Source organism: Paenibacillus sp. Paensp38, assembly GCF_059491915.1.
In genome coordinates this window covers 4405559-4419178 of sequence record NZ_CP168516.1, presented here as the reverse complement: position 1 = coordinate 4419178, position 13620 = coordinate 4405559, and the positions used below count along the sequence as shown (strand labels likewise).

11 protein-coding genes are annotated in these 13620 nt (G+C 45.5%); 7 read left to right on the top strand and 4 right to left on the bottom strand.

The window, feature by feature from the left end; all coding sequences use genetic code 11:
- Positions 1-4 precede the first annotated feature (4 nt).
- Together ACEN8J_RS19530 and ACEN8J_RS19525 are read right to left on the bottom strand one after the other, a co-directional pair.
- A complete protein-coding gene (locus ACEN8J_RS19530) occupies positions 5-433 on the bottom strand; it encodes a DUF3995 domain-containing protein (protein WP_029515972.1) in 429 nt (142 codons plus the stop codon).
- A gap of 12 nt (positions 434-445) precedes the next feature.
- Entirely contained in the window at positions 446-1009 is a 564-nt protein-coding gene (locus ACEN8J_RS19525; RefSeq protein WP_165148092.1) for a TetR/AcrR family transcriptional regulator, read from the bottom strand.
- Between the two features lie 504 nt (positions 1010-1513).
- On the opposite strand from ACEN8J_RS19525, the gene thrS reads away from it, so the two are divergent.
- Positions 1514-3427 carry a threonine--tRNA ligase gene (thrS, locus tag ACEN8J_RS19520; RefSeq protein ID WP_029515969.1) on the top strand — a complete coding sequence of 638 codons (1914 nt, stop codon included), beginning with the start codon at positions 1514-1516 and terminating at the stop codon, positions 3425-3427.
- A 154-nt stretch (positions 3428-3581) separates the two neighbouring features.
- Here the strand turns inward: thrS and ACEN8J_RS19515 are convergent, their stop codons facing one another.
- On the bottom strand, positions 3582-4382 hold the full coding sequence (locus tag ACEN8J_RS19515; RefSeq protein ID WP_029515968.1) for a GTP pyrophosphokinase: 801 nt from the start codon (positions 4380-4382) through the stop codon (positions 3582-3584).
- Between the two features lie 277 nt (positions 4383-4659).
- On the opposite strand from ACEN8J_RS19515, the gene ACEN8J_RS19510 reads away from it, so the two are divergent.
- The 3 genes from ACEN8J_RS19510 to ACEN8J_RS19500 are packed head-to-tail and all read left to right on the top strand — an operon-like array spanning position 4660 to position 6811.
- Positions 4660-5121 (top strand): S-ribosylhomocysteine lyase, encoded by a 462-nt coding sequence (locus tag ACEN8J_RS19510; protein WP_029515967.1) that lies wholly within the window; start codon positions 4660-4662, stop codon positions 5119-5121.
- A gap of 5 nt (positions 5122-5126) precedes the next feature.
- On the top strand, positions 5127-5897 hold the full coding sequence (locus ACEN8J_RS19505) for an SDR family NAD(P)-dependent oxidoreductase (RefSeq protein WP_029515966.1): 771 nt from the start codon (positions 5127-5129) through the stop codon (positions 5895-5897).
- A gap of 29 nt (positions 5898-5926) precedes the next feature.
- Positions 5927-6811, top strand: a complete 885-nt coding sequence (locus ACEN8J_RS19500) for a MetQ/NlpA family ABC transporter substrate-binding protein (RefSeq protein ID WP_029515965.1) — start codon at positions 5927-5929, stop codon at positions 6809-6811.
- Between the two features lie 40 nt (positions 6812-6851).
- Here ACEN8J_RS19500 and ACEN8J_RS19495 read toward each other — a convergent pair whose 3' ends face one another.
- Complete coding sequence (locus tag ACEN8J_RS19495) at positions 6852-7691, bottom strand: AraC family transcriptional regulator (protein ID WP_165148101.1); 840 nt, start codon at positions 7689-7691, stop codon at positions 6852-6854.
- A 239-nt stretch (positions 7692-7930) separates the two neighbouring features.
- Between ACEN8J_RS19495 and ACEN8J_RS19490 the strand changes: the two genes are divergently transcribed.
- The 3 genes from ACEN8J_RS19490 to ACEN8J_RS19480 all read left to right on the top strand — a co-directional run bounded on the left by ACEN8J_RS19490 (position 7931) and on the right by ACEN8J_RS19480 (position 13563).
- Positions 7931-10114, top strand: a complete 2184-nt coding sequence (locus tag ACEN8J_RS19490) for an alpha-galactosidase (protein ID WP_495593868.1) — start codon at positions 7931-7933, stop codon at positions 10112-10114.
- A 121-nt stretch (positions 10115-10235) separates the two neighbouring features.
- On the top strand, positions 10236-12020 hold the full coding sequence (locus ACEN8J_RS19485; RefSeq protein ID WP_495593867.1) for a sensor histidine kinase: 1785 nt from the start codon (positions 10236-10238) through the stop codon (positions 12018-12020).
- Positions 12013-13563, top strand: coding sequence for a response regulator (locus tag ACEN8J_RS19480; RefSeq protein ID WP_495593866.1), 1551 nt, complete (start codon positions 12013-12015; stop codon positions 13561-13563). Before ACEN8J_RS19485 ends, ACEN8J_RS19480 begins: the two co-directional genes overlap by 8 nt.
- Positions 13564-13620 lie beyond the last annotated feature (57 nt).

Genomic DNA, 13620 nt, shown 5'->3' with positions numbered 1-13620 from the left:
TAAGTTATGCCGTACGCAAAAACATAATGATTAAAATGGCTGTTCCCAAGAGAAAGCAAAGGGGCGAATAGAGCACACTGTCCCATTTTGCAAAAACGGTTCCTTTCTTTCTCTTGCAGAACCCTACCCATTTGAAATCTCCTATAGAACGTAAAATAAATACGCACGACAACAAGCCTGCACCGTAGGAATGAAAGGACCTGAAAAACAGGAATTGTGTAACTCCACCTAGTTCTAGGACGAACCAAGCGGCTAAAGCTAGTAAAATGGCAACGGTCGATGTCCCTATTTTGGAGGGTTTAAAGAGTAAATCCGTTCCCGTGCTTGGGATCGCTGCCTTAGCGCCTTTTTGTCCGCCGAATACCCAATATAAATGCATGCCGCTCAGTACCCATAGAATTCCGCCAACTGCCCATGTAAGTAATTCCAACATCCCACATCCTCCTTAATTGGGTTCATTCGAAATCCACTCTGTCCAAATCATGTGAATATGCTGTTGAATGGCTTCGTCACTTAATGTCTCTTGCTTGTGACGCTCATACCAGCCTAAGTAGTAATGGTACAACATCCATGATCTCTGAAAGGCTTTCTCTGCCTGCATTCCCTTCTGTATTAAAAGCTCTTTCATAAACTCCATTCTCATCTGTTCAACTTCATCGAGCAAGGAACGGTAACTATCATCCTTCAATGACAGTTTTCGCAGATAAAACAGAAAATCTCCTCGTTTCGTCTTCCCGAACATCTGGGTTAACAACTCTTTGATCCGCTCATCTGCAGCAGCATGGATGATGGACGCTGCAATCACCTGTTGTGTCGTCTGTTCCTTCCATGTCTCCACAATCTGTCTAATGTAGCTGCTGCGATTGTTAAAATACCAATAAAAACTGCTCTTACTGCACCCCAAAGAAACGGCCATTTTTTCAACTACGAGTTGATCAATTCCACCCTGTTCAAAACGTTCGATTCCTTTCCGAATCCATTGTTCTTCTGTGACAATAATTCTAGGCATCTCTCCTTCTCCCTTTCTGTACGGTGTCGTCTAGATAAGTGTATATTATAGTGTTTTCAGAGCTGTGTAAATATGGATACATAAACGCCCACTTGAAATACCCGCGAATTTGCTCTATAATGCTGTAGCATATAGTGATATTCAAGGCATTGACCAAAGACATGATTTCCTTGAAGGGCCGTTCAGAGAGAAAAGACGAGGCTGAGAGCTTTTCCGGCAACCGCATGTGAAGTTACCCCTTTGTAGCCGTGACGTTGAACATGTAGCTGTGCAATCTGACAGTAACATCAGTAAGCGCCCACCGCTTTATCCCCGTTAACGGATACCAATGGAGGGTCACGTATGTCGTGTATAAGCATGTTCCGATGAACATAAATGTACGCATAGGAGCGGGCCGAACTAGGGTGGAACCACGAGCTGAACGCACTCGTCCCTTGAGGGAGAGAAGCGTTTTTTTGCGTTCAATTTTTGATATAGCACACAATTTGAATGGAGGCTTTAATCGTGAGTATTCAAGTGAAATTGCCGGATGGAGCCGTACGCGAGTACGAGCAGGGCGTAACGATCGCCGATGTGGCGGGTTCGATCAGCTCCGGGCTGAAAAAGAACGCCGTAGCAGGTAAAGTGAATGGGAAGGCTGTAGACCTGAACACCGTTTTGGACCAGAACGTTGACCTTGAAATCATTACGCTGGACGGTGCAGACGGTCTGGAAATTTATCGCCACAGTACAGCGCATTTGCTGGCACAGGCGCTCAAACGCATTTACGGTGAGAAAAATGTGAAGCTGGGTATCGGTCCGGTCATCGACAGCGGCTTCTACTATGACATTGATATCGAAAACCCCTTGTCCGTTGACGACTTGGCCAAGATTGAGAAGGAAATGACGAAGATCGCACAGGAAAATCTGCCGATTACACGTCGTGTGGTCAGCCGTGAGGAAGCCACTCGTATTTTTGGAGAGTTGGAAGACCCACTGAAGCTGGAACTGATTCGTGATTTGCCGGAAGAAGCGGAAATTACGATCTATGACCAAGGCGAATTTTTTGACCTGTGTCGTGGCCCGCATTTGCCATCTACTGGCCGCATCAAAGCTTTTAAACTGTTGAGTGTAGCGGGTGCATACTGGAGAGGCGATTCCAACAACAAGATGCTGCAACGTATCTACGGAACAGCATTCCCGAAAAAAGCACAACTGGATGAGCACCTGCATTTGCTGGAGGAAGCAAAAAAACGTGACCATCGCAAGTTGGGTAAAGAGTTGGAACTGTTCATGTTCTCCGAAGAAGCACCGGGTATGCCGTTCTACCTGCCTAAAGGTATGGTTGTCCGCACTGCATTGGAAGATTACTCCCGTGACATTCAACGTCTGCATGGCTATGAGGAAGTACGTACACCGCTGATGATGAACAACCGGCTGTGGGAACAATCGGGACACTATGAGCATTACAAGGAAAACATGTACTTCTCCGAAGTGGATGAAACTACATTTGCTCTGAAACCGATGAACTGCCCAGGGCATATGCTTGTGTTTAAAAATGAGCTTCATTCTTATCGCGATCTGCCAATTCGTATAGCCGAATTTGGACAAGTGCATCGCCATGAGCTGTCCGGTGCGTTGAACGGTATGATGCGTGTTCGTACATTCTGTCAGGATGATGCGCATATTTTTGTCACACCAGGTCAGATTGAACAAGAGATTTCAGACGTAATTAAGCTGATTAACGAAATGTATAGTGTGTTTGGCTTTGACTTCACAGTGGAATTGTCCACACGTCCAGATGACTTTATGGGCGAGCCAGCACTGTGGGATCAAGCGGAACAAGCTCTGCAAAACGTGCTGGATCACCTGGGCATAAACTACCGTATTAATGCGGGAGATGGAGCATTTTACGGTCCAAAAATTGACTTCCACATTCTCGATGCGCTCAAACGCAGCTGGCAGTGCGGAACGATCCAATTGGACTTCCAAATGCCTGAAAAATTCGACCTCACTTATGTGGGCGAGGACAACCAAAAGCACCGTCCAGTCGTTATTCACCGTGCCATCTACGGTTCAATTGACCGCTTCATGGGCATCCTGACTGAGCATTTTACAGGTGCATTCCCATTATGGTTGGCTCCTGTTCATGCGAAGCTGTTGCCAGTATCCGAGAACTATATCGAGACTGCTAATGAGATACAGGATGCGTTGCTGAAAGCGGGTCTGCGCGTCGAAGTGGATACTCGCAATGAGAAGCTTGGTTATAAAATCCGCGAGGCGCAACTAGAGAAGGTTCCATATATGTTCGTTATCGGGGAAAATGAAAAAACAACCGGTACTGTAGCGGTTCGTAAACGCGGCGAAGGCGATCTGGGATCACTCAGCATTGCGGACATCGTTGAGAAAATCAGCACAGAAATCCGTGAGAAACAGTAATATTTGATCGAAAAAATGTGTAAAAGAGCCATCAAAACCATGATGAACGTGGTTTTGATGGCTCTTTTTTTGTACATTACAGAATTCAGCGTAAGACTGAACCAACGTTTTTGCAGCCTCGACGGAATTCTTAAGTTATCTTACACACAAAAACTTAGCAGGTTTGTGGCCGTGAAGTGGCGTGATCTGCGGGGAGGGAGAGTGTCTTCATGGACGACTCTTCGGATGGTTTCTCCGGGGTTTCTTCCGCATCCTGTTCCTCGCTAAGCGATAAAATTTCGCCGCGCAACTTCAGCATTTTCTGATCCAGCTCGTAGGTTGCACGTGCGGCTTCGGTCAATCCATTAACGACATGTTCAGGCACTTTCTTATCGAACTTATAATACAAAATATGCTCCATACTGGCCCAGAAATCCATAGCCAATGTACGCAATTGAATTTCAACCTTGATCCAACGTGTGCCCTCAAACAGGATCAGTGGAATTTCCACAATGACATGCAGGCTCTGATAGCCGTTGGGCTTAGGATGGGCTATATAGTCCTTGACCTCCAGAATACGAATGTCTTCCCGAGTGTGTAGATGATCCATCAGACGATAAATATCTTTCACAAAGGCGCATACCACACGCATCCCCGCGATATCATGAATTTCACGCAATATATTGTCCAAGGTCACTTCATGCCCTTTGCGCCGAACCTTTTCCACGATGCTGTGGGGCTCTTTGATTCGGGTTTTAATATGTTCAATCGGGCTAAAACCGTCTAACAGCTTCCATTCCGTCTGGATCAGCTTAATTTTATTCTTTAATTCCTCCAGAGCCAGCTGATAAAGGACGGGAATCTTTCTCCACTCCTCTAGTTGCTTGGCGTCAACACTGTTTTGATCCAGCTGTAGCTGAAATTCCTGCAAGGGTAATGGGACAGCATTCAGGTGCTTCCAATCCGGTTCATTCACAGAGCATTCTCCTAAATGAGGCTTATGATGTCCTCGATCTTTTTCGTAAAAATGCATTATCGTATACATTGTACACTATGTCAAAACCTACAGGCAAAGGAGAGACAATCAAAGAAAAAAAGAAATACGACAAGAATTATAGTGGTAAAACCGAGTAATCCGATGTATAATTACAAAAATGCTGATTTGGGGCATTTAATTCTTTTAAAAAAATCACAAATGTAGAGTATCCATCATTAGATTAAAAATATAAATTACAGAAAAGAGGAAAAGAAAAATGGCAAAAGTAGAAAGTTTTCAATTAGATCACACGATTGTAAAGGCTCCTTATGTAAGAGCAGCGGGAGTAGAGCATGACGAAAAAGGAAGCACAGTACAAAAGTATGACTTGAGATTTTTGCAACCCAATGAAGATGCACTTCCGACAGCAGCTGTACATACGCTGGAGCACTTATTAGCCACGTATCTGAGAGATGAAATCAAAGGAATTATTGATATCTCTCCTATGGGATGCAGAACGGGGTTCTACTTGATTTTATGGAATGAACATGAGCCTGAGGAAATTGCACTCGCTTTGGAAAAAACCTTGAAAAGAATTCTGGAAACGACAGAGGTCCCGGCTGTTACTGCTTTGGAATGTGGAAACTACAAGGACCACTCCCTTTTCTCTGCGCAGGAATATGTGAAAATTGTATTGGAAGCAGGCATTAGCCGCGATCCTTTCGAAAGAGTATTGTAAAATCTATGATTTCGATTGACCTATCTCATCAGACAGCGGTAGTGACAGGCGGTAAGTCAGGCATAGGCAAGGGAATTGTAGAGCTTTTCATTCAAAGCGGAGCTAAAGTGATTTCTGCTGATATCTCTTATGAAGAGCCGTATAGAGTGGTCAATCCACAGTTGGTTGAAACTCAATTGGACATATCCAAACCGGATGATATCGAAAGATGGTGCGATTTACTAATCAGCGAAGCGGGAGTTCCTGATATATTGGTGAACTGCGCGGGTACTTCTACGATGGATTATGTCATTGATAGTGAGTTGGCTGATTGGGAGAAAGTATTTTCGATCAATTCAACCGGATTATATGTAACGTCCAAACGTTTTGCCAAAGAAATGGTGGCTGCTCGTAAAGCAGGACGAATTATTCAAATGGCTTCGCAGGCTGGAAAAAATGGATATCGGGCGATGGGCGGATATTGTGCTTCCAAACATGCGGTTCTCGGCTTGACCAAGGTGATGGCCATTGAGCTTGCCCGGCAAAATATTTTGGTAAATGCGGTCTGCCCTGGCATTGTAGAAACGCCGATGAAGCATCGTGAACGGATTGAAGGAGGCGTCATTCGCGGAATGACCGCTCAAGAAATATACGAAGAAGATTGTTCACAGGTCCCTTTGGGGAGAACGGCCGAGGTGGAGGATGTTGCCAATGTAGTGCTGTTTCTGGCAAGTCCGCTCTCTGCATACATGACAGGACAAGCGATTAATGTTACAGGTGGAATGACGATGCACTAGCATACTAGCATGATCTGGGGGAAAACAACATGAGAAAATCGTTCGTTTTACTATTAGGGATTAGTTTATTATTAATTGCCGCAGGATGTGGTACTAAAAGTTCGGACAGCAATGGCTCCGGCGCCGCTTCCGGTTCGGAAACGCAAAAAGTAGTCATCGGATCCATGGGCTCTGACGCCCAGATATGGAAGCATATTGCCCAGTCCCAGGCCGCCAAGGATGCCAAGCTGGACATTGAAGTGAAAGAAATTAACGGTGGAATCGAAACGAACAATGCAACCAAAGAAGGCGAAGTAGACGTGAATGCATTCCAATCATGGGCGTACCTGGTTAGCTATAACAAAGAGAGCAAAGCCGATTTGAAGGCGATAGCCACAACCTATCTGGAGCCGATGGGGATTTATTCGCAAAAATTCAAAAGCATCGATGAAGTGACTGACGGGGCTCTGGTAGCTTTGGCAGATAACCCGGCCAATACGGCAAGAGGTTTGAAGTTATTGGAAGCCTCCGGTTTGATCAAGCTTAAGGCTGACTTTAATGATGCCTTGGGTACAGTCAATGATATTACTAGCAATCCTAAAAACCTGAAATTTGAACTCATTGATGACAAAACAGGCCCACGAGTGATTCAAGATGTAGGCTTGGTGCTGATTGGGAATACGATTGCTTTAGAAGGGGGCCTGAATGTACTGAAAGATTCCTTGTTCCATGAGGAAATCAGTCAGGCAACCAAAAATAATATTAACGTTCTGGTGACTTCATCTGATAAGGCAAATAACAAAGGGCTGCAAAAGTTAGCGGATCTCTATCATAACGAGGATACTCAAAAATTCATTAAAGATGAATTTGGCGGTACCAAAGTAGAAGTTAAAGAGCCGGTTTCTTATTTGGAAGGACAAACTACAACAAAATAAACTTATGAGGTCAGCCAGTTTTTCGGGTTGACCTCTTTTGTTAGTAGTCGGCTTGAGTTTGAGCATGGGTTTCGATTCGATAGTGTTTGGGGGAGAATCCCTTTATCTTTTTAAAAATTTTCGAGAAGAGTAAAGGATCGTTATAGCCGACTGAACGGGAAATATCACCGATCGAAAGTTCAGCGTTTCCCATCATTTCACATGCTTTGTTGATCCTATAGCGAACCAAATAATCCTGAATGCTTGTGTTCACTTGTTGTTTGAATAACGAACATAAATAGCTCCGATTGAGTCCGATAAAATTTGCAATGTGCTCAATGGTAATCTTCTGAGCATAATTCATTTCGATAAAATCCTTCACTTTTTCCACGTAAATTTCCGCCCGGCTTTCCTTTTGTTCAGGAGGTGTTACCGGACCGAACTCTATAAGCTCCGATAACATTAGGCATAGCAGACCGGTCAGTCTGGTTTCCCGAGCTTTATGGCATCCACTTGATTCGTTCATGAGCTGCAAATACTGATAAATCAAATGGTCTCCTTCAAAGTTGAGGATTGGACGCGTCATCGTTAGGCCTGCTTGCTTGAGGAGTGTTTCTGCCAGTACCCCGTTAAAACCAAACCAGCAATAAGACCAAGGATTCACCACATCGGCTTGATAATAAGTGATGACTTGGGGGCAGATTAGAAACCACTGTCCTTTCCGCAAGCGATAACTGAACCCGCCAACCTCGAAGGTACCCTCTCCGTCCAAAACATAATGGAGCAAATAGTGATCTCTTATCGCAGGTCCAAAAAAGTGACTGGGTATGCATTTCTCTATACCAAACTGAGTTAGATACAATTCAGAGTGCTGTTTACTACGTGGCAAATACTCTATCACGGTAAAATCTCCTTATGTAAATTATCAAGCATTATAACATAAATAGTGAGCACCATGCCATATACTTCATATCTAAAATTAATATATGATTTCTGTAGAACCTGCTGCTATATTGTTGGACCTTATCAAGCTTTACACCATATGAGCTTAGTTGATGCCTGCTACATAAAGATTCTTCTAAGTGCCTTTTTGGTGTGGATCTCCGATGATTATTATCTAAGAGAGGGGTTATTTTCCCAATGGGTATCATTGTTCAAGAGCAAACGGGGCTGTTTCATCTACAGTCGTCGGGCATGAGTTATATTATTCAGGTTGTGGATGGATTTCCTGTGCATGTATACTGGGGAGATAGGCTGAAGCATCGCGAATCAACGGCCGATCTATTGCCTCACACTTCTGCGACGGCTGGATTGGATCGGCTTCCGCAAGAGTATCCGCAGTATGGGAGTGGAGACTTCCGTACCCCGGCGTATCAGGTAGAACTTGAGGATGGAACTCGTATTACGGAGTTGAAGTACGATGGTTACCGTATCATGAAGGGAAAGCCATCATTAAGCGGGCTTCCGGCCGTATATACCGAGAATGAAGACGAAGCGGATACGCTGGAACTGGAATTAAAAGATGCCTTTTCAGGTCTTAAAGTGGTTCTTCTTTACACCGTTTTCGCGGATCGAAACGTAATCGCTCGTTCGGCTCGTTTGAGTAATGCGGGGGAAAAGAATCTTAGGCTCCTTCGTGCACTAAGTGCCAGTGTCGATTTTTCGGGTAAAAGCGATTTGGAATTCATGTATCTTTCGGGAGCATGGGCTCGGGAAGGGAATATTACCCGCAAACCAATTCTTCAAGGTGAAACCCGAATTGATAGTAAAAGGGGCATGAGCAGCCATCAACTCAACCCTTTTACTGCATTGGTCACTCGGGAGACAACGGAAAGCCATGGCGAGGCATTCGGCTTTAGCCTTGTGTATAGCGGGGGCTTTGAGGCGGGAGCAGAAATGGATTCATTTGGCTCCACACGGTTTAACATCGGCGTGAACTCCTTTGACTTTTCGTGGTTACTGAGCCCAGGGGGGAGTTTCCAAACGCCAGAAGCCGTTATGGTTTACTCCGGTCAAGGCCTGGGAGATATGTCGCGGACGTATCATCGCTTGTATCGGACTCGACTTTGCCGAGGGAAATATCGGGACGAAGAAAGACCTATTCTGGTCAACAACTGGGAAGCTACCTATTTTGACTTCAATGCAGATAAGTTGGTATCGATCGCGAAAGAGGGGGCTGAGCTAGGCATCGAACTATTTGTCTTAGATGACGGTTGGTTCGGAAAACGAGATTCCGACAATTCGTCTCTTGGCGATTGGTACGAGGATCGTCGGAAGCTCCCAGACGGACTTGCGGATGTCGCGAAACGTATCAATCAGCTGGGTCTTGAGTTCGGGCTCTGGTTTGAGCCAGAGATGATCTCTCCAGACAGTGAGTTGTACCGGGAGCATCCGGACTGGTGCCTTCACGTTCCGGGACGGAGGCGCAGCGAAGCCAGATGGCAACTAGTGCTGGACTATACTCGCAAGGAAGTGCGCGATTTCATCTACGATTCGCTGGCTGCCATTTTCTCCAGCGTGCCGGTTTCTTACGTGAAATGGGATATGAACCGCTGCCTGACGGAAATCGGTTCCGCTGCTCTGCCGCCGGAACGCCAATCCGAGACTGCCCATCGCTATGTTCTTGGATTGTATGAGTTATTGGAGCGCGTCACCACTGAATTTCCGCATATTCTTTTCGAGAGCTGTTCAAGTGGCGGAGGACGCTTTGATCCAGGCATGCTTTACTACATGCCTCAAGTCTGGACTAGTGATAATACCGATGCGGCGGAACGCCTGAAGATTCAATATGGAACTAGCCTTGTCTATCCTGTAAGCGCAACCGGGGCGCATGTCTCGGCAGTTCCGAACCATCAAGTTGGACGCATAACGCCCCTTGATTTTCGAGGTGATGTAGCCATGTCCGGGAATTTTGGATATGAGCTTGATCTCACGAAATTCACCGATGAGGAAAAAGAGACGGTCAAACGCCAAATCGCAGTCTACAAGCAGATTCGTGGTTTAGTACAGAAGGGTGACTTGTATCGCCTAAAGAGTCCGTTTGAAAATAACGAGTCGGCTTGGATGTTTGTTTCTGAAGACCAAGAGGATGCCATCGTCTACTATTTCCAAGTGATGGCTGTCCCGAACGCGCCTTGGCGAGCCCTCCGCCTTGACGGACTTAATCCAGAACTCGAATATGAAGTTCAGTCAGGAAATAGCGGGCAAAAGTCTATCCATGGGGGGGATAGGCTTATGAAGTTGGGGCTTCCTCTTGTCTACAGACAGAAAGACTATGAAAGTGGATGGTTCAGGCTCCGGGCAATAAGGTCCGGCAAGGTCTAAAGGATCAGTACAACAGTAAACTGCCAAAAGAGAAAAAACAATCGATTAGGTTATGCCCCTTTTTATATGAAAAGGGGCATTTTGCGCGTAGCAGCCGCACTGATCTGAGAGGGGGGAAGCCTTGTTTTTTATACGAATGATGAATGACATGAAACTGAGGAAGAAGATGACACTTACATTCATTTCGGTAGCCGTTCTTCCCTTGCTGTTATGCGGCCTGTTTTTGACTGGGAAGCTTCGAGATATTGTCATTAAGGACGCCTTTATGCAAGTATCCAACAATGTTGAAAGGGTCCGAAATCGTACAGAAGAACTGATTAATGTGCCACTGGACATCTCGTACCGGCTAACCAATGACAATCGGATGAAGAGGGTGGCCAGTCAAAAGTACGAAAGCGATATCGAAGTCATCCATGCATACCGGGAGTATACGGATATTCGTGATTACCTCCAGTTGTACAAAGAGATATCCGGCATCCGTGTCTATGTCGCTAATCCAGGAGCGCTTAACAATTGGGAATTTATCCAGCCTGACGATACGATCACAACCGCAGATTGGTACAAGGAGGCTATAGATCAGAAAGGTTTGGCCGGATGGGATTTAATCAAGGATGAGAGGGACGGTTCCGATTATCTCAGTCTAATTCGTTCATTCTCAGTGGATTCACTAGGGCGAAAAGGAGTTCTGGTCATGAATGTAAACAAGCGCCAATTAAATTCAATCCTAGAGCAGGAATCGTTCCCTACCTTGATCGTAGATAACCGAAATCAGATCGTCGCGTCTAATGAAGTAAAGTTGTTCGGGAAGAATCTTTCCGAAATTCATGCTGACGAAAATATACTTTTTAATCAGGAAGGAAGTTACAACACGTTCATCAACGGAAAAGCGTCAAAAGTGGTTATTGCAAATCTAATTCCACAGAACAGCTGGAACGGACTTCGCGTCATTTCCATCTTTTCCATTTCAGAGATCACCCGCGATGCCAATCAAGTGATATGGCTTGGCGGAATCGTGATCACGGCCAGCCTGATGTTTGCAGTCTTACTTATCTATGCTTCTGCTTCGCTATTATCCAGAAGGCTTCTCCGCTTGAGCAAACATATGACCAAAGTTGGCGCGGGCTCATGGGAAACATTTCTCCATATCGACGGAAAAGATGAAGTCGGTATACTATCAAGGCAATTTAACGCGCTCGTCAGCAGCGTGAACAATTTGGTGCAGGAGGTCCAAGAAACGAATCGTCAGAAAAATCTCGTAGAGCAAAGACAAAACGAGATCAAATTTAAAATGCTGGCCAGCCAGATTAACCCGCACTTTCTCTTCAATTCGTTGGAGTCCATCAGAATGGAGGCCCACATTCGCAAACAGGACGATATTGCTGAGGCAGTATGGCAGCTGAGCACGTTGCTTCGCAGCAGTCTGGAGGCTGGTAATGATAAGATTCCGCTACGCAAAGAACTTGAGCGGGTTAGCTGTTATCTTGATCTTCAAAAGTTTCGATATGAAGACCGTTTGAATTATCGTTTAACGGTTGATCCGAATTTGGAGGAGATGTTGGTCCCGCCGTTGATTATTCAACCTTTGGTGGAGAATTCTATTGTGCATGGCCTGGATAACCGAGCAGAAGGAGCTGTCATTGAAGTGAAAGTAAAGGAAATCCTGGAGGGGGTCCGAGTTATGGTACGTGATAACGGGGCCGGTTTCACGGCCGATCGTCTCGCTCTTGTACGGGAAGAGCTTGCTGCATCCCTACATGAACAGGAGGTCCAGCGGATTGGATTGCGAAACGTAAACGATCGTCTCGTCTTACTGTATGGGGCTTCTAGTGCCTTAAAAATCGAGAGCGAGCCTGGGAAAGGCACTTGTATTCAGTTTTTCATTCCTGGAGGGAATCCAAATGATTAAGGTAGTGATCGTTGATGATGAACCGAAGCTTCGTCAAGGCCTTCAAACGCTGATTCCATGGGAAAGTCTCGGATTTACCGTTATTGCTGCGGCAGCTAATGGAAAAGAAGCATTGAAAGTCATTGAGGAAAAGACTCCCGATGTCGTAATTGTCGATATCCGCATGCCGGTTATGGATGGTTTACAGTTGATTGAGCACTTGACATCTGACGGTCATCATTTGCATTTTATGATTCTCAGTGGATATGCCGACTTCGAGTATGCCAAACAAGCGATCAAATACGGGGTTGTCGGCTATCTCCTTAAACCGGTGGACGTCGCTGAAATGTCGGCCAACTTAAAGCGGATACGCGAGCGGATTGAAGAGGAGCGACTTCAAGGAGAGTGGCGTGAGAGGGAGATTATGAGTCGTGATTTTTGCCTGCATAGCCTGCTCATCCCGCAAGAGAAAACTGAGGATCCTGCCAAATTGAGAAGTAAGGCAAAAGAAGCGGATTTGTTGTGGACCAGCTATGAAGTCGTAGTCGTCTACCCGCGTGTTTCTGAAGTGGATCGTGCCGATGTGGTAAATCGGCTTTCGATTGAGTTAAAACCAAAGATAGAAGGGCAGATGATGGGGCTTGTAACTGTGATTCCCCCGTATACGGTTCTTCTGCTCAACGAGCTGCTGCGCGGGAGAAAACGACGTGAAAGTCTGTATAACGAGATTCGTAACGCCGTGGGTAATGTACGGTTCGTTGCTGCAACCGGAGGGGGAGTGTCTGTTCCCGAAGATATTTGCAAATCTTTTTTTAAGGCCCAGAAAGCAGTAAAACAAGCTTTTTTCAGCGAGAAGAACCGACTGATAGATCCGTATCCTCTCTTTTCGTCCTCGCTGGATTCTCCCCGATTGTCCGTCAATAAATCCGAAGAAATGATGGAGGATTTCATCTTCCGCCTGTATTACAGTCTGGAGGTAGGAAACCAGGCTATAGTACTATCGTTGTTGAAAGAGGCGGCAGCATTTTTTCTCAAACAGGGGCAAGATGAGAAATCTGTTAAAGAATCCTTCTTCTTTCTGTCCAATGCAGTCATTCACAAGCTGACCGCGGGTTTCTGCATTGAGTTGAAAGAGACGGAAGCAGTTTCCCGCTTTTTGAATGGGATATACCAGCATGATAACCTAGATGATCTTTTGGAAGAGACCCACCGTTTCCTACTAGCATTGGGAAAAGACTCCGAACACCGTGGAAAGGAGCAGGAATTCAAGAAAATGATCGACTTCATTCATAGGCATTATGCGGACAATCTGAGGCTGGAAACGCTAGCCGGACTACTAAACTACAGTACCGCCTATTTAGGCCAGCTTTTCAAGAACAAGACTGGGGAGTACTTCAACACCTATCTGGACCGAGTCCGCATCCAAAAGGCCAAGGAGCTGCTGGATCAGGGAATGAAAGTATACGAAGTCGCTGAAAGCGTGGGCTATACAAGCGTCAACTACTTTTACAGCAAATTCAAAAGGTACGAAGGCCGTTCACCGTCGGAATATAGAAATCCATAATTTGTGTATGATTTTTTCCGAAATCCGTTGTATGGGCGCGGACTCCTCTCTGTTTTA

Coding starts and splice junctions, on each gene's coding strand:
- ACEN8J_RS19480 (WP_495593866.1), top strand. CDS start 12,013: ATGATTAAGGTAGTGATCGTTGATGATGAACCGAAGCTTCGTCAAGGC.
- ACEN8J_RS19510 (WP_029515967.1), top strand. CDS start 4,660: ATGGCAAAAGTAGAAAGTTTTCAATTAGATCACACGATTGTAAAGGCT.
- ACEN8J_RS19490 (WP_495593868.1), top strand. CDS start 7,931: ATGGGTATCATTGTTCAAGAGCAAACGGGGCTGTTTCATCTACAGTCG.
- ACEN8J_RS19530 (WP_029515972.1), bottom strand. CDS start 433: ATGTTGGAATTACTTACATGGGCAGTTGGCGGAATTCTATGGGTACTG.
- ACEN8J_RS19525 (WP_165148092.1), bottom strand. CDS start 1,009: ATGCCTAGAATTATTGTCACAGAAGAACAATGGATTCGGAAAGGAATC.
- ACEN8J_RS19500 (WP_029515965.1), top strand. CDS start 5,927: ATGAGAAAATCGTTCGTTTTACTATTAGGGATTAGTTTATTATTAATT.
- ACEN8J_RS19505 (WP_029515966.1), top strand. CDS start 5,127: ATGATTTCGATTGACCTATCTCATCAGACAGCGGTAGTGACAGGCGGT.